This is a genomic window from Bacteroides intestinalis DSM 17393, assembly GCF_000172175.1.
GTDB lineage: Bacteria > Bacteroidota > Bacteroidia > Bacteroidales > Bacteroidaceae > Bacteroides > Bacteroides intestinalis.
Genome location: NZ_ABJL02000007.1, coordinates 806239 through 824755, shown reverse-complemented (window position 1 = coordinate 824755; position 18517 = coordinate 806239). Strand labels below are relative to the sequence as shown.

The following is an 18517-nucleotide window of genomic DNA, read 5'->3' as shown; positions in this document are numbered from 1 at the left end:
GCAATGCTCGGCTTTTCCATTAAAAAAACTCCGCCAATGAAAAGCAAAATAATCACACTATCCGTCCTGCTACTGTTCTCTGCAAATACCTTTGCACAGGACACCAAACTCACAGATTACGTAGATCCCCGCATCGGCTCCGAAGGACTGGGACGCGTCTTTATCGGCCCCTCCTGCCCCTACGGGATGGTGAAACCCTCACCGGACTGTACTCCACGCCCTAATAGCGGCTGGCTACCCATGCCCGAACAGGTAGACGGTTTCTCGCAGGTACACGTCAGCGGAACAGGTGGCGGACCTAAATATGGCAATATCCTTGTAATGCCTTTCGGCGACGGAATGGACCGAACAAAGCATATCGATCACCGCAAGTACGAAACTATTAAATTAGGATATTATACCACCCAATTCCAAGCTTCCGGTATACAAACAGAAATAACTACCGCACCTAAAGCCTCATTCTATCGTTTCACCTATCCCAAAGACTCTCTGAAGTCACTGGCCATCGATGCCGGATTCTTCTTAGGTGAAAGTCCCGTACCCGATGCACGCGAGGCACAACAATTTGTAGGCTCCGAAATACAAATCATCTCCGACCGCGAAGTCATCGGCTATACCCGTATCCGTGGCGGATGGAACAATGGTCGTGCCTACACTGTCTACTTTTATGCAGAAACGGATAAACCTTTCGTAAATACAGCTACTTGGAAAGGTGATAAGATAACAAATGAAAAGTTCCAATACGACTCACATCAGAAGACTGGAGCATTACTACGCTTCAATTCATCTGAAGAAGTAGTGCAGTTGAAAGTAGGTATATCCTTCCTCAGCTCACTAAAAGCCCGCCAGAATGCTCATTCCGATATTCCTCATTGGTCATTCGAGACCGCACATCAGCAACTTCTGACCCAATGGGAAGACTTACTCCAAAGAATTGAAATCTCTCCCCGTACCCCCGAAGCACAAAAACGTATGTTCTATACCGGCCTCTATCACACCATGATTATGCCTGTAGACCGTAGCGGCGAGAATCCTCTCTGGGCAGATAATGAGCCCTATTATGATGACTTCTATGCCATCTGGGACACTTATCGCACTTCTTCACCACTTATTACCCTGATAGATCCAAAACGTGAAACAGACATCGTCCGCTCACTCATCAACATCTACAAACGAGACGGTTACATGCCTGATGCCCGGAGTGGCAACTGCAACGGACGCACACAAGGCGGTTCCAATGCTGAGATCGTAATAGCCGACGCCTTCGTAAAAGGCCTGGAAGGAATAGATTACGAACTCGGCCTGCAAGCCATGCTGAAAGATGCAACCGTAGACCCCGGCGACCGCCATGAAGCGGAAGGACGCGGTGGCCTGACCCATTACCTGCAACTGGGCTACATCCCCTACGGCATTCCTCGTGCCGGAAACCGCACCGTGGAATACTCCTATTGCGATTATGCCATTGCCTCAGTTGCCAAAGGGCTGGGAAAAGAAGATCTTTATCAGCACTATCTGAAGCAATCCGGAAACTGGAAGAACCTCTGGCGTGACGATTATGAACATGCCGGTGCCAAAGGTTTTATCCTGCCCCGCGATGAAAAAGGCAACTGGCTCGATGAAATCACTTTCGGAAAGTCCAATATACAAAAACCGACCTTTACCTATACCCCCGTCACTTTCGAAGGTCCCTGGTACACACCTTGGTGGGACATGTTCTTCTACGAGGCTTCCTCATGGGAATATTCCTTAAGCATTCCGCACGATGTTCCCGGGCTGATAGAGAAATGCGGTGGTGCAGAAAAGTTTGAAGCACGCTTGGACATTTTCTTCGACCGGGGATTCTTCAATGTAAACAATGAACCTTCTTTCCTCTCCCCTTGTCTTTACCATTGGCTGGGAAAGCCCTACCGCAGCAGTGACCGTATCCACGAAATCATTGCCAAGAACTATAATGACGGACCTATAGGACTACCGGGTAACGATGACTCCGGTGCCATGTCCTCATGGCTTGCCTTCCACATGATGGGACTATACCCCAATGCCGGACAGGACTATTACCTGATCAATACTCCTTTGCTGGAAGAAACAATCTTCCGGTTAGATAACGGAAAGACTTTCAAGATTTCCACTCAGGGGCTTTCGGATAAGAACAGATATATACAATCCGTTACATTGAATGGAGAAACTTACCCCTACTCAGCCATACGGCATAAAGACATCATTACAGGTGGTGAACTGATCCTGAAGATGGGAAAGAAACCGAGTGAATGGGGCAAACAATTATTGTTGAACGAAGAGAACGAGAAGTTATGAAGAAATATATGATTCTATCCGTCTTGCTATGTCTGGGCTTCACCGGAAGTCTATTTGCACAGAGCATTCTTCCCGACACATTGCTATTTGTATTCAAATTACACGGGCAGACACGGAAATACGAAATGTCTTTCCAGGAAAAGCAGGATTCCATATACCTGCATTGGGGAATAGAACGCAATTTGAAATGGCAATCGGGAAGCTATGCCATGGGACCCGAATCCGTAGAACAAGCTACACGGCTCAGCTTCCTGCAACCGGAAGATGGTAAGCATGTACAGCTCTCTCCGGAGGAAACTGTTTATATCCTTTCCCGTTCCGCCTACAAGCAACTAAAGGAGCAGCAAACACTTGTCTACAATCAAACGACGTACTCCGTTCTGGACAGTAACGAACGGGCTTTAGGTTATCCGCTTATTCATGTGAAGGATGCCGCGGAAGGATGCGAGATGTGGATACTGGATAATCCTAAGTTAGCGTTAGTATGGAGAACTTGTAATAATCCGTTAGGGGTTAACTGGGAAGTCACTGTTCAACCATCCAACTAAAAGGAAGGGTTCAATATAAAAATTTATGCAAGTCCTGCCACTTTTATTTCCTTTTCCGCCTATTCTTATTATCTTTGTCGCCTAACATAAATTCGTTCCACTATAGTAAAACGAAAGAATCACTATAGTATACTTTGCGAACCGCCATAGTGGAACGAAAGATATACTGTAGTAGAACGAAATAAAAGTAACGAATGAGCCGCATCCCGACAGGCAGCAGGATGAATCGGAATGCCTATATAAAACAATTATAATTATGAGCTTAGAATACGACCTTTACGAAACTCCCGACATACAGCAGACCGGCGAGCAACAACCGCTCCATCCCCGCGTAGTTTTCAAAGGAACCATCGGTCGGGAAGGATTTCTGGACCGCGTTCACAAATTCACAGGTTTGAGCCGCAGCCTGCTCGCAGGTGCCATGCAGTCTTTCCAAGATGAATTGAGAGATTTACTTGCCGACGGGTGGATTGTGGAAATGGGAGAGATGGGTTACTTCTCCGTATCCCTGCAGGGACCTCCTGTAATGAATAAAAAGGACGTGCATGCACAGTCCATCAAATTAAAAAACATCAATTACCGTCCGAGTAGCCGGTTCAAAAAAGAAGTGCATTGGAAAATAAAGCCGGAACGCGGTGAATCCTTTACCCGTCCCAACAGGGAAGAACGCGATGCAGAGAAATGCCTAAAAATAATCAACAGCCATCTGGCAAAATACCCCTGCCTCACCCGTGCCGACTACTGCCGGCTGACAGGATGCAGTAAGAAACTTGCCCTGAAAGAACTGAATGGCTTTATTGCCGACGGGCTTTTGATACGCTACGGAGCGGGAAAGCAGGTGGTTTACGGAAAGGTACAACAATAGTAACAGGAGCTGAATCGACTACTCCAGTACTCCAGCCAGAAAAGTTTTAACTTCCTTCCATGAATAATAAGGAGCAGTTTTATTCTTCAACGGTAGCGTCACTTCACATTCATTCAACAGGAATTTCACCAGTATATCATTCTTCTTATCACGATAGAAAATGATTTGCAGATTGGCTCCCATAGGAGAGACCCGATAATCTTGCCAGGCAAGATGGAATTTTTCCATATCCGCCTCCTGATTGCTACATCCTTCTATTTGCATCAAAGCAAGCAGACGGATGAGGTGGGTATCATGCCCGAAACGGAGATCTGCCGCAGGAGTACCTTTCATTATAGCAACATCCGCACTTTCCAGAATATTGCGCAACAAAGGCACAGCACAGCGAGGCATCAGACCGCCATTGAGCGGAGCAGCAGCATTACACACGTACATGCGAGCATTCACCGTCTTCCAAATACCCACCAACTCCTCGTATTCAAAGATATCATAGAAAGACAAATCCAACTCTACATTCTGCATATCGGCAGCAATCCAATAGAGGCTGCGCATCATGGCATCCGGATCAGCTATCGCATCAGGTTTCACAAACAGGGAAGCCATCAGGCGTCCGGGACGAACATTCTTCTTTTCAAATTCCCTGAACCCACGTCTCCATGAAGCTTTCTCTGAAGAAAACTTCTCACCTTCGGGAGAGGTGTAAGCTATATAATCCATATACCGATGGTAAGCCCTACGCTCCACATGCAAGGCAGGATTCAGTTCTTTCAAGCGTTCCGTAAAATAGCTCATGCTCATAGCACAACGCAGAGAAGTGGACGAACGGGCGTCTACGAAAGCATCTTCCCGGAATACTTGCGGAAAATTGTGATACATGCGTTCAGCTATCTCACGATGTTGACGTTCGCCAAGGGGAGTAATACTTCCACTACATCCGCGGGCATCTTCCCAAACCTTGTGCAGACGCTGACGGACATCCATGCCAAGAGGAGTAAGCCCAGAACATTGATAAAGGGAATCAAAAACACAGATGACTTCCGTATAACGTTCATCCGCTGTCATCCAACGGGAGCCATGACGACCGTAGTGACTGATATAGAAAGGCTCGTATCCTGCCGGAGCAGGGGTATGGACAGATGGAGGGGCAGGATAAGCATAATAAATACTCCCTGTCTGCTCCGGCGTCAATACGGACTGGGAACGGGCGGTGAAAGTACACAGTAAATACAATATAAAAATTATGCATTGTCTCATCTTCGTGACGAATTTAAGTTACCTTTCAGATTACGAACATCCTTCTGTCCAATACCTTCAGCTGCCTGATCGGGACGGATATCTCCCCAAGTAACCGTACAATCATCTATCAGGATATCGGATGCCGTATCGATATAGAACCCATACGTCTTATCATGGATAAATCCTTCGCCTACGCACGGACGTTTATCATAAATACCGCCCTCATAGGCAGTACGTTTCTGCAACAGCAGATCTACGTTTTCAAAGTAGATATGGTTCACCTTGTCTTGTGTATCCCCGCCTACAAAAATACCGTTCTCGCTGGTACACTTGATATTTGTGAAATAAATACGGCTCACCTCTCCGCAACGTCCTTCGGTAGCTCCCTTCGGAAAGCGCCAACCGGCATCCTTATGATTGCCTACGGCACGCGGATAAGAAGTCACGTAAATGGGTTCCGCCTTTCCCCACCAGACATCCGAGTAGAACATGCAATCCACAATCATATTAGAGAAAATTACGTTGGTAACCGTTCCTTCATCCCGGTTCTGAATACCGATGCCGCGGTTGCTATTCTTAATAATACAGTTATTGAACAGTACGTTATTAATCTTATCCATATTTTCCGAACCGATCTTGATGGCACAGGAACGGGAGACCATGGTACAGTTAGTTACCACAATGTCTTCGCACGAACCGTACTCCTCAAACTCGCGGCGGTTCTTCAGGCAGATACAGTCATCACCTGATTCTATATGGCAATTGGCAATGCGCACATTCTTGGAATGGTCTACATCGATGCCGTCGCCATTGCGTATCTTCAGATTGTTCAGAATAGAGATGCCATCAATGGAGGCATCGTTGCAACCAATGAGATGAACCGTCCAATAGGCACTGTTGCGGATGGTTACATCACGAATCACTGTCTTCTCTATATTGATAAGCGTCAGCACATGCGGACGGGGATCAAAGTCGGTCACCGGTTTCAGCTCGTAAGAATCTTCCAGTTCCTTGCCCATAAAGGAGACACCGTTTCCGTCTATAGTTCCTGTTCCGGTGATAGATACCTCTTTCAGGTCTTGACCATAAATCCACATCATGCCTTCACCACGGTTATCGCGGAAAGCGCTCAGGGTATAGGCAGCCTCATCGGGATTGGCAAGCAGGCAGGAATTAGGTTCCAGGTGCAGTTCTACAAACGAGGCAAGATGGAAAGGACTGCACATGAAAGTACGCCCCGCCGGAACAAGTACCGTTCCGCCACCCGACTTGGAACACTGGTTGATAGCGGTTTGTATAGCAGCGGCGTCATCGGTCACGCCGTCACCTTTGGCTCCGTAATCCATAATATTGTAAACAGTTCCTCCAGTCTTCGGAGTACCGCAAGCCCCTAACAGCAAGATACAGCATAGGGCAAACAAGAATGCTTTTACTCTCATAATAAGTATATCTTTCTTAAATTAAACTACATTACTTCCGGCGGACAGTTTTCTGCTCCCGCTCCCCACTCTTTATTCGGTTCATCCCCCATTACAAACTCCATCACACCACCATTCACTATATCCTGATGGGTAATATAATTCCGTGTATAAGGCTTTCCATTTAGTGTTGCCGACTGGATATAAATATTCTTCTGCGACGCATTACGGGCTTTCACGGTGAATGTATTTCCATTCTCAAGATTCAGCGTAAAGCTGGGGAATGAGGGGCTGGCAAGTAGACAATACGGGGTACCGGGACATACCGGATAGAACCCCATAGCGGCAAACATATACCAGGCCGACATCTGTCCGGCATCGTCATTACCGGAAAGTCCACCCGGTTCATTCAGATATTCCGTTTCCATAATATGCCGGACGGCACGTTGAGTTTTCCAAGGCTCGCCTGCATAATTGAACATATAAGCAACCTGATGACAGGGCTCATTTCCATGCCAGTAACGCTGTTCGCTGAACATGGAATCCAGTTTGGCTACATATTTATCCTTGCCTCCCATACAATCCATCAACCCGTACGGATCTTGCGGCACATACCAGGTATAATGGCAAGGAGCGCCCTCAGTAATGAAACGGGCGAAATTGAAAGCATTGGCATCATTCAGGAAAGTACCATCGGCATGACGTCCCTGGGCATATCCGGTACGGGAATCAATCACATTGCGATAATTGGCAGCACGCTGTATCAATGCCTGGTAATCATCTGTCTTACCCAGAGCTTTCGCCATCTGTGCAAGGGCAAAGTCATCATAAGCATATTCCAGAGTACGCGACACTTGTTCTTTCGTGTGGAATGCATCGGGTACACCGTCTTCAAGAGGAATATATCCATATTCCAGATAAGAAGCCAGGGCACGGCGCCCCATACCGTTTTTATATTCATCTGGGTTGGAAGGAACTTCAAAAGCATTCTTACGCATTCCTTCATAAGCCTTATCCACATCGAAATTACGAATGCCCTTACAGTAGGCATCACTGATGGCGGAGATACAATGATCGCCTATCATAGCGGCGGTATAGCTATTCCAGCAAGGGAAAATGGGTAGCCACCCACCTTGCTCATATTTATGCACCAGAGATTGCATCATATCTCCGCCCTTGGTCGGGAAAAGCAGATTTATCATTGGATGCAGGGCACGGTAGGTATCCCACATGCTGTAATCTTCATAATACGTTTCTCCTTCAGGAAGTTGCCGTATCGGGGTTCCATTTGCAAAAGAGGGATAACGCCCATCTACATCATTGAATGTATGCGGCAAGAAAGAGGCACGATAGAAAGCACCGTAAAACATTTCCTTGTCCGCAAGCTGTTCGGTTTCTACATCAATGGCAGAGAGGTGTTTTTCCCAGATCTGTCTCAAATCTGTGCAAGTCTGACCGAAATCCCAATGAGGGATTTCAGCCTTCAGGTTTTGCAAAACACCGTCCCGGTCGGTAAAGGAGGAAGCAGCTTTTACCAGCACTTCTTCGCCTTCAGCTACATTAAATTCTACATAAGCACCTATCTGGGCCGCATCACCTATCCGGATGACACCTGGAGACAGGGAATCTCCCCTGAACACACCGTACCCCGTCAGCTTCTTTTGCAGCTGAACGATGAAATGTCCGTTATACCCTGCCGGTTTTCCCCAGCCCTGATAAATGCGGTGAACGGGATTGTATCCGTAGATCTGATTGTTGAGGGTATCGATGCAGATGTATCCCTGACCTTCATCACTGTTGGGATTCACCACCAAATAACCTTTTCCTGCTTTTCCGTAGGTGAAACGAAAGATAGCGGAACGCGAACGGCCCGTCATTTCAGCAAAGATATTCTCATCCGGTAGAGAAACCCTATAATAGGCGGGAGTCGCCATTTCCTCGGCATGCGAGAAACGGGTGGAACGTGCTTCCGGCTGACAACGTAATGTACCGAAGAGGGGCATCAGGGTCATAGAACCGTAATCCTGCGTACATCCGCCCACAATCCAATGGGAGTTACGGAAACCTTGCAGCAGGGAATCTGCATAATAATAGGGAGCTATACATTTTTGTTCCGTATCACGCGTCTGCGCAGTCCAGAAGTTCATTCCGTTGGGTTCGAGTACTGCTGGAAGAGTTTGCCCGTATTCTTCGGTATCTTTGCCGAACAATCCGGCTGTATGGGTGGCACTGGGGGCAGTGCCGACGCGGGTGTCGATATAGGATAACCGCGACTCATCATCCATTCCACAACGTCCGGTGCACGAAGTGGTACCCGGCAGCAAGGCAGTTACCAATAATAGGGAGCAGTATGTATAGATCGTCCGTTTCATGTTATATTTTTATATAGATTTTCTTTTTATACAATGGATAGCCGCATGCTCCCATCAGCAACGTGAAAGCAAGAGCGTAAACGGCAGATGCCAGATAAGGATCGGTTATCAATGAATGTATCCCTTCGTAAACAATCGGTTTGCTTCCGGTGGCACCGATAACAATAGCCGCCACCTCACTGAGTACATAGAGAAACAAAGGGTTGACTCCGAATACCTCAAAAAAGCGGCACCAGTTCTTCTTCTCTTTCATATCGATGAAGTAAATAAGTACAGCCTGAAGCATGGCAGCCAGTCCGCAAGTAACCAATACGAAGGTAGGCGACCAGATACGCTTATTCAATGGCAAAGCCTCCGTCAGCACAAAACCGCATGCCATCAGAATAAAGCCTGCCACAAACAGTTTCAGGGTTTTCTGTTCCAAAGCTTCCTTAGCCAGTATGATCCTCCCGCAACAAAAGCCAATCAATGTATGAGCAATAGCTGCAAGGGTGCTGGTAAGTCCTTCCGGATCTATCGGACTTTTATGATAAAGGTGGTCTGCACCCAATACATTCCGGTCTATAATTGCCAGGATATTTGTACTATCGAGGGTATATCCATTGCCAATGCCGAGCAAGACGGCATATCCGATAATAAGGAAACCGATCATCCAGCCGATATACTTAGGCTTGACATACAGAGCTACGAAAGAAACGGCACAATAACATAAAGCGATACGTGGCAACACCCCCGTAAGCCGGAGATGGGCAAGGGGAAAGAAATCGCCCTCACAGATAAAGTGAAACCAATGAATGGCCCAGCCGATGCACAGAATGACAAGAGTACGTTTCAGTATCTTACGGATCACCGGACCTGATGCCTGGAAATGGAACTTGTTCAGAGCAATGTAAGTGGAAATGCCCATGATGAACAAAAAGAACGGAAAGACCAGGTCACAAAGCGTCAGCCCATTCCATGCAGAATGCTGCAGGGAGTCGTAGGATAGCTTTCCACCGGAATTATTGACGAGAATCATTCCGACAACAGTAATTCCACGTAACACGTCGAGAGACAAGAGTCGCTTCTTCTGCGGATAGCCGGAAATTGGGGGTTGAATATTTTCCATCATCTGTAGGGTGTTAATCACTAATCACTCATTCTCAAACACTTTCTCAAATGCTTCCTTTGCCACATCCACACAGTTTCCTTCGGAAGTTGAACCATACGGATTCTTCGCCAATGTCCAGGGTTCTTCCATTGCATAATAATCCAATTTCACTTCGGGTTTACCATCCAGTTGGTCTTGGAGGGTTTGCCAATAAGCCGCCCAACGTTTATAGTAAAAATCGCGCAGAATGCCGTTCCATTCCTTATGGGCATAGTCGCGCAGACCGCCGTCGTCAGCACAAACACGATTGCCCCAAGTAGTTATCTGTACACGGGCATTCCATTCGTACAAGTCTTTTTCTTCGGGAGTAGTGCCCAACTTGCGTGCCTGCTCTATCCAGCGACCTACACGAAACTCACTGCGTGTACCCAACAATTTATCCTGCAACAGCAGTATATCCAGGAATTTCCGGGAGTCACGGGCAAAACTGCGTTTATCAAAGCTCTTGAAGTCGGCAATGGTACGGTTATAAACAATGCGCCCTTTATCCGAAAGGGACTGGCGAACAATATCTACTAAGTCATATTCAAAGTTATTATTACCACGATATTTATCGGCTACCTCCAGCATCAGCCGGGCAGCTTCTTCCGTAACAGTGGGGTCGTAATAGTTCTTCATCTTCGACCAGCTCGATGCCTGAAAGTTATTCAGCGAAGGACGTCCACAGAAGATAGATTCATGAGGGCCTTGCTGATTATTTCCGAAGGGGCAGTTATAAATAGTATTGGCAAGCAGAGTCCATGCCTGTTCTATCTTCTCGTCGCGCACACCGTAACGGGCAAAGAGATAATCTTTCAGCCATTCCTCTTTCGTGAATTTCTCCGGGCGCCAAGGCAGTTCGCACATCAGTTCGAACATCATGGCGTTATTCTCTGAGCCTTCCATGGTGAGACCGATACCTTTCAGATGAGTTGCCAACGGGTTGTTCTTTGTCAGATAGAAGTTGTTGAGCAACTGATCCATGCGACCGTGCAGACCGACATTGCCGCCGAAATTGAGCAACATACAGAAAAGCCAGTCGTGCTGCTCATAACCTTTGTCGCGCTTCCAAATGGAAGGGATTCCCCACATAGGGCGACATTCACTGAACAAGTCCAGTATCAGCAGATCTCCGTTCTGCATATTCTTTATCATTTCAGGGCGAGGATTCTCCGTCCAACCCTGTACTACCCAGGTGGCTTTCGGATTCACTTTCTTCATAGCCGTCATGATGGCCTTTCCGGCTGCATCGAAATCTACCGAAGCGGCATTTTCTGCTTCGTGAAAGGGGTCCATAGAGTAATAATCGGCCTTGCCGAAAAGCTTCTCCTGCTCCCGGTAATACAAATCGGCTATCTCGGCAAAACGAGCATCAGTGGGCTGCAAGAAAGCCGGACGGGTAAAGCCATTCCACAGATCGGACTTGGTCAGGTTCAGTCCCAACTTCTCGTCAGCATCATGCGGAACCATTCCGGAATATCCCGGAAATACAGGTTTAATGCCATACTCACGCATGCGCTTCAATATTTTCTTCTGCAGAGCTTCCTGCTGTGCATACCAAGAGTCCGGATTGGGGCCGCCCCATCCTTCCAGATTATTCATGGCCCACCAAGCCAGGAAGGCGGGGCCGGCTATAAAGCTGTTTATTTCTTCTTTGGAATATCCCAGTTTTTGGAGCATATTGAACCAGATACACTCCTGCCCTACAGCGGCCAAAGGAAGATTGATGCCATGCAGAGCCATCCAGTCTATTTCTTTCTCCCAGCGCTCCCAATCCCAGAAAGCCATCGTATAAGAGTAGGTGCAATAGTTGAAATCATAACGAAGTGAGAGGGACGTTTCGTGACGCTCTTTCCGAGTAACGGGAGGAAGTACCACGGGGAGCGATGCCTGCATACCGTTCCATGATAGCTGGATACCGGCATAATATTTCAGATACCAGTTGATACCTGTCGCTATATTCACATAGTTATTACCACGGACAACAACTTTACTACCTTTCTGATCCAGTTCAAAAAAGTCGTCCGCACCTTTATTGAGTTCAATAACAAATTTCTTAGATGCTCCCTTATCAATTCTTTCAAGCAAGCCATTAACAGGGTTGGCAGATAAATAAGTAGACAAGCCTACTACTAACAAAATAACTAAATAGAGTTTGGTTTTCATGGTATTCATTACTTCTGGGTGATGTGCAAAAGTAGGCGTTTATTTTATTATATAAGGAGAAAATAGAAAAGTTTGGGACGAATATAGTAAACGAGCTACCTTACCCCTTCTTTCCCAGTTTCGAACTCGGTAAATACCCAAAGAACTCTTTGAAGCACTTAGTGAAGTACTTCGGGTCATTAAAACCTACAGCGTATGCTATCTCCGAAACATTGATGTCTCCAGATCCTTCCTGTATAATCCGTTGCGCCACGTTCAGACGGTAATTCTTCATAAACTGTCCGATAGGTTGCCCTGTGAGGTCCTGCATTTTCTTGTTGACGAGCGTCTTGCTATATCCCATATCACGCACAAAACGTTCCAGGTTATATTCCGCATCGGCATAGTGCTCCTTCATCAGGTTGACGGCATTCGTAATGAATGTCTTGTCCCGCGACTCTTCCTTTACATGCAGCTCTTCCACATTGCTGCTGGATGAGAACATCTTCTTATATTTCCTCCGTAAATTCAGGATATTGCGAATACGAAGCCGGAGCACTTCTTCATCGAAAGGCTTACAGAGATACTCGTCCACGCCTATTTCGAAGCTCCTCTTTTCCTGCACATCCGAGCGAAGTGCCGTAAGCATAAGGAACGGAATATGCGAAGTGGCCAGATTCTCCTTGATGCGGCGGGACAACTCCATACCATCCATCACAGGCATCATCAGGTCGCTAACTATTAAATCTATCGTATGCTTCTGAACTATTTCAAGAGCTTCCTGCCCGTCGCCTGCCTCAAACAAACGGTAATCGCCTACAAGCAACGTACGGATATACGAGCGCATATCCTTATTATCTTCCACAATCAAGATGGTCTCTTTCTTCTGTGTATCTTCCGGCTGTAAGGTATCCGGCAGGTATACAGTACCGGGATCTTCCACTATTTCTCCTCTTGTTCCCACTTGTTCACCGGAAACCAACGGCATCAACATACGGAATGAAGCCCCTCGCCCGGGATTATTACGGGCAAAAATTTCTCCCCCATGCAAGTATACAATCCGTTTACACAGGAAAAGACCGATACCCGTACCACTCTGCCCGTAAACCGGATATTTCATACTCTTCTTAGATTGATAGAAACGGTCGAAAATCTTCTCCATGTCTTCTGTCACAATACCGTGTCCCGTATCACATACATTCATATAGAGCAACTTCTCTCCGCCTTCACCCTTAATGGATGCCACAAATATATCAATGCGACCACCATCGGGCGTAAACTTAATGGCATTCGAAACCAGATTAACCAGCACCTTACGCATATATCCGGGATCAATCATCAGGAAAGGATTCTCCAATCGGAAATAAGTGCATATATCAATCTGCCTCTCCTTTGCAAAAACCCTGAAAGGTATCAGCAACTCAGATAAGAACTCGACAAAATTCGAGGAGCGCTTATCCAACACCACTTTATCGATGTCCAGTTTTCGGAAGTCCATCAGTTCATTGACTAGGGAGAGCAAATACCGTGAATTCCGTTCAGCTATCTGTAACTGTGCCTTCACCGCCTCGTCCTGTGTCTCCTTCAGGGCATGCTCAATGGGACCGTGAATCAATGTAACCGGAGTGCGGAACTCATGCGTGATATTTGTAAAGAAGGCAATCTTCTCTTCCGTAATCTCTTTCACGTGTTGGGCCATGGTCTCCAATTGCTTGTTTTGGACAGCCAGTTCCTGCGTACGCAGTTCCACTTCCTTTTCCAGTCGTGCTTTCTGTTCACGATAGCTCCGGGTCTTGCGCTTATAGAATAAATAGATAGCAAAGCAAATGGCTATGGCAAGAAGCAGGTAGAACCAACCGGACTTATAAAAATAAGGCGTGATTCCGACTTTTATTTCGGTCGTTTCTTCCGACCAACGTCCCAGCTCATCCGTTGCACGAACCTGCAATGTATAGTTTCCCGGCGGAACAGCCGTATACCGGGCCATGCCATCACCCGGCTGAGTTTCGTTCCATTCCTCCTCGTACCCCTGCAGACGATAAGCAAAACGGATACGGCTACTGTTTCCATAATTCTGCGTAGTAAAACCTATGGAGAAACGGTTCTCCCGTTCATGCAGAAAAATACCAGAAGCAAGAGTGATATTTTTTTTCAGATAATCACCACTGGAAGGATAAATCATATTTCCACCAATGGCCAGGGAAGAAAGTTTCACATGCGAATCCGCAGGCTGTGAAGCCTCATCGTCAGGGTGGATAATAACCAGTCCGTCTATGGTTGCCATATAAATAAAATCATGCCTTTCCGAGTAATGGATACCATTCCAATAAAACTGGGTAGCAGGCAATCCATCGGCCTGCGTATAGTTGCTGAATGTCATTGACTGGATATTCAACCGGGATACTCCATCGTTCGTAGTCAGCCACAAGTTTCCCTGTCCGTCTTCCGCCATGCCGATAATGGTATTATTAGGCAGCCCGTGGCGCGTCGTATAGTTTCTGAATACAAAATGATTATTCTTGTCACTCGTCAACTGATACAAGCCGCTTCCATTACCACCCAGCCAGATGGTACCGTTTTTGTCTTCCAGAATACTGTTGATCTTTTCCAGTTGAGTGGACTGCGGATTATCCAGTTTATACTTGAGATACTTATAATCAAAACGTTTATTCGACTTGGCAAAAGAAGCAAGGTCCACGATAAAGACACCTTGTGTAGTACCTACCCAGAGGCGTTTCTTGCTGTCAATCAGTAAAGCATAGATGGCCTCAAACTCATTATCAGACTGATCGAACAGTACACGAACGAAAGTATCCTTCCGCTTGTCGTAGAAGTGTACTCCGCGCGTGGAACCGAACCATATTCCATGATTAATCACATCTTCACAGGCACTGTTGATAAAATCGCCTTCCAATTCAGGAATATTCTCGCGGGTATAGCGTTTGAAGGTACGGTTATTGGGGATATTCAGGTCGATCCCATTAATCCCCACACCCCAAGTATATGCCCACAGGCGGTTATCGGAGTCTATCAGGATACCCATCAAGGTATTGTTGCTGACAGAGGTTATGTCATTAGGAGAAAAGAGGTGGTGGACACAAGATTTACTATCTTCATTCCACTTCAACAAACCGCGCTCTACCAGGGCAACCCAAAGATTTCCGTTTTTGTCTTCATCCACCGCATTCACAGGCGTAGGGGCATCGTTTTCGGTATCCGCACTCCCACACGTCCACAGTTTTGTCTGAAGCCGCTTCGGAGAAAGCAGGTTGATGCCACCGGTTTCAGTACCCAGCCAAATGGTCTCACCATCGGTAAACAGGCAGTTGATGGCATTGCAGTTGATGGTAACTCCCACTCGTTCACTGGTCTGACGAATGAACGAGAAAGTATCCGTGTCTTTATCATAGACATTCAGTCCGTTAAGGGTGGATACAATCAGGTGTCCCCGTTCCGTCAGTTTGATATCCGTTATATAAGCCTGGCTCAACATCCCGGGGCGGTGGGTGGAGTAACGATAGCGTTTCAGACTTTGCCCGGCATGGTGGTATTTGAATAAGCCACGGTTAGAGCCAATCCACAACAAATCGCCGTCTACCTGCATACAGGAGATCCGCCAATCTTCACTGAAAGAAACCAGGCTGTCAGACAGTTTCTCCACTTTCAGGAGGTGTCCTTCATGTTTCGTGATGCGGCACACTTCATTGTCAATACCTGCACAAACGGTCCACCCCAGATCGGTGACAGCATGCACCGGAGAAGCACACTCACTCTCCAGATGATAGTAATTCTTTATAGCTCCTTCGGTATCCAGCTCTATACACCACAAATCCTTGTTAGCGGAAATCCAGACATCACCTTGCTTGTCTTTGTAAACCGTACTTACGTTTTCATTCATCAACTTTTGTAGCGGACTGTCTGAGGGAACAGACAACTCCACCAAAGCATAAGTATCCAGGCTGAGAATGTCAATGCCACCCTCGGAGGCTATCCAAAGGCGCCGGAAGTTATCTTCGCAGACCTTATGAACAAAGTCGTTCTTGAGACATATCGGTTCCGTTTGAGTGCCATAGTTCAGGAATTGATAACCGTCATAGCGACCTATTCCGTAATGCGTAGCAACCCATACATATCCTTCGGAGTCCTTGAAGATATCACTCACAAAACTATAGGGTAACCCTGCAGTTTCAGTAATAAACTTAAAGTTGTACTGGCTGAAAAAACGATCCATGCTTTCCGAAAAAAGCGGGGGAAGCTGCATCAGACAAATGAGGAACATCAGGATACGCTGTTTCATATGAATTCAAGTTACGAGCTACTTCTTTTCTATCCGGATACGGGCATCCACTGCAATCACATGTTTCTCCGTAGCCAAAAGCGGATTAATATCCATTTCTTTAATCTCTGTAGCAAAGCGTAGCAAAGTGGAGAGGCGTACGATAATCTCAGCAAACTTATCTTCATTCACCCCTTTCTGTCCGCGCGTTCCCTTGATAATCTTGTAAGCGCGGAGAGAATGAATCATAGAGTAAGCCTCTTCGTACGAAAGTGGTGCCAAACCAGAAGAAACGTCTTTCAGCACTTCCACAAAGATACCACCCAAACCGCAGAGCACCACATGACCGAATTTAGCTTCATACTTGGCACCTACAAAAAGTTCCGTACCTGCCAGCATAGGTTGTACCAGTATCCCCGTCACTTCGGGAATTTGCATCATACGTTCAAATTCAAACGCCAGATGCTGTTCTCCTTTTATATTAAGCACTACGCCACCGACGTCGGATTTATGAACAGGCCCCACAACCTTTGCCACCACGGGGAAACCTGTACGACGGGCAAAGGCCAGTACTTCGTCTTTATTAGAAGACACAAATTCTTCAACGATAGGAATACCGGCAGCATGAAGCAACGCCTGCACATAATGCGGCTGGATATACCCGTCTTCGGGAATAGAATCTATAATACGGCGAATACGCGGCACATCCACACCAAAGAGTTCGATCTCATTGGCAGCAGGGCGGGGAGCATTCATGATACGTGACAAGGCTGTGCCCAGCGTCACTTCATCAGCAAAGTTCACATGACCTTTAGCAAGAAAAGCGGCAACTTCTGCTCCGGCGGTATTGATAGAAGGGAGAATGGGGAAGATAGGTTTACTGCAACTCTGCATTTTCTCATGCAGCACATCGTACATCTCGAACATGGTAACCAGTCCCGGCGTACCGAAAATAGCCAGAACGGCATCTATCGTATCGAATTTCTCTTCGCAGTATTCCAGACAGAGCCGGAGATGATCGGGAGTTCCCGTAGCCAGGATATCAATCGGATTTCCTACAGCCGCACCGGGAAAGAGTTTTCCTTTCAGTTCATCTACAACCGGGCCTTCCAGTTTAGGGACATTCAGTCCGCCTTTACTCAATGCATCAGTCAGCATAACGCCCGGACCTCCGGCATGAGTAATGATAGCGAAGTTCTTCCCTTTCAATTCCGGAAGGGTAAAGATACATCCTACTGTAGTCAGCTCTTCGCGTGAGTAGCAACGTACAATACCGGCTTTACGGAACAGAGCTTCCACTGCCGAGTCCGAACTGGCAATGGCTCCTGTATGCGAAGATGCCGCACGGCTCCCGCTCTCACTACTGCCAGCCTTGATGGCGGCAATCTTACAACCTTTCTTAATTAAAGAAGAAGCATGGAACAACAGGCGGTCGGGGTCACCGATACTTTCGATATAGAGTAATTTGATTTTAGAATCTTTGTCCGGCTGGAAGTTCTCGTCCATATACTGCAATACGTCTTCCACACCTATCTGCTTCGCATTTCCCACAGACCAGACGGAGTTGAACTGCAAACCTTTCGTTACGGCACTCTCCAGAATGAAAACGGCGGTCGCACCGGAACTGGATATCAAATCGACTCCTTGTGGATGCAGTTGCGGGATGGGTTGGCTGAACACACTATGATGCCAGGTATTCATCAGTCCAATGCAATTCGGCCCTATCAGGGAAGCTCCATACTTATTCACCGTTTCCAGAATACGGTCTTCCAGCAACGCACCCTCATGTGTCTCCTCACCAAACCCGGCGGAAAGGATGATAAACGCACGTACCTGCTTTTCAGCAGCAAGCACCTCCACAGCATCCGGACACATCTGTGCCGAAATGGCAAGTATAGCCATATCCGTATCGGGAATATCCTTCACATCGGCATAAGCTGTTACACCTTGTACTTCTGTCTCTTTGGGGTTTACGGCACGGAGTTCTCCGGTATAGCCACCGTTAATAAGATTACGCAAGATGGCGCCTCCCGGCTTGTGCACATTATTGGATGCTCCCACCACTACAATACTGGCAGGACGAAGCAATTGGTTTGTTATCATAGTTTATTCACTTTAAGTTCAGGATACGATGTCACAAATATACACCTTTTATGCAATCCTGCAATCGGAAAACAAAAGAAATACGAAGAGGAAGAATAGACTGATTTATTTT

At 46.8% G+C, this 18517-nt stretch carries 10 protein-coding genes; 3 read left to right on the top strand and 7 right to left on the bottom strand.

Annotated features, from left to right (window positions below):
- Positions 1–36 precede the first annotated feature (36 nt).
- The 3 genes from BACINT_RS07020 (at position 37) to BACINT_RS07010 (ending at position 3726) form a co-directional block, all read left to right on the top strand.
- Positions 37–2313: a GH92 family glycosyl hydrolase gene (locus tag BACINT_RS07020; protein WP_021967279.1), complete on the top strand. Its 2277-nt coding sequence runs from the start codon at positions 37–39 to the stop codon at positions 2311–2313.
- On the top strand, positions 2310–2861 hold the full coding sequence (locus BACINT_RS07015) for a hypothetical protein (RefSeq protein WP_007661749.1): 552 nt from the start codon (positions 2310–2312) through the stop codon (positions 2859–2861). Before BACINT_RS07020 ends, BACINT_RS07015 begins: the two co-directional genes overlap by 4 nt.
- A 256-nt stretch (positions 2862–3117) precedes the next feature.
- A complete protein-coding gene (locus tag BACINT_RS07010; protein ID WP_007661748.1) occupies positions 3118–3726 on the top strand; it encodes an HU family DNA-binding protein in 609 nt (202 codons plus the stop codon).
- A gap of 18 nt (positions 3727–3744) precedes the next feature.
- Here the strand turns inward: BACINT_RS07010 and BACINT_RS07005 are convergent, their stop codons facing one another.
- The 7 genes from BACINT_RS07005 to BACINT_RS06975 all read right to left on the bottom strand — a co-directional run bounded on the left by BACINT_RS07005 (position 3745) and on the right by BACINT_RS06975 (position 18405).
- Positions 3745–4980, bottom strand: coding sequence for a histidine-type phosphatase (locus BACINT_RS07005; protein WP_052302171.1), 1236 nt, complete (start codon positions 4978–4980; stop codon positions 3745–3747).
- Positions 4977–6401 carry a glycoside hydrolase family 28 protein gene (locus tag BACINT_RS07000; protein WP_007661746.1) on the bottom strand — a complete coding sequence of 475 codons (1425 nt, stop codon included), beginning with the start codon at positions 6399–6401 and terminating at the stop codon, positions 4977–4979. The genes BACINT_RS07005 and BACINT_RS07000 overlap by 4 nt, the downstream gene beginning before the upstream one ends.
- Before the next feature lie 26 nt (positions 6402–6427).
- Complete coding sequence (locus BACINT_RS06995; protein ID WP_007661745.1) at positions 6428–8665, bottom strand: GH92 family glycosyl hydrolase; 2238 nt, start codon at positions 8663–8665, stop codon at positions 6428–6430.
- Positions 8666–8753: 88 nt separating this feature from the next.
- Positions 8754–9860: an acyltransferase family protein gene (locus BACINT_RS06990; protein ID WP_044154817.1), complete on the bottom strand. Its 1107-nt coding sequence runs from the start codon at positions 9858–9860 to the stop codon at positions 8754–8756.
- 24 nt (positions 9861–9884) lie between these two features.
- On the bottom strand, positions 9885–12047 hold the full coding sequence (locus BACINT_RS06985; RefSeq protein WP_044154925.1) for an alpha-N-acetylglucosaminidase: 2163 nt from the start codon (positions 12045–12047) through the stop codon (positions 9885–9887).
- A 100-nt stretch (positions 12048–12147) separates the two neighbouring features.
- The gene (locus tag BACINT_RS06980; RefSeq protein ID WP_007661739.1) at positions 12148–16323 is read right to left on the bottom strand and encodes a hybrid sensor histidine kinase/response regulator transcription factor; all 4176 of its coding nucleotides are present in this window, start codon (positions 16321–16323) and stop codon (positions 12148–12150) included.
- An 18-nt stretch (positions 16324–16341) separates the two neighbouring features.
- A complete protein-coding gene (locus tag BACINT_RS06975; protein WP_007661737.1) occupies positions 16342–18405 on the bottom strand; it encodes an acetate--CoA ligase family protein in 2064 nt (687 codons plus the stop codon).
- Between the last annotated feature and the right edge of the window lie 112 nt (positions 18406–18517).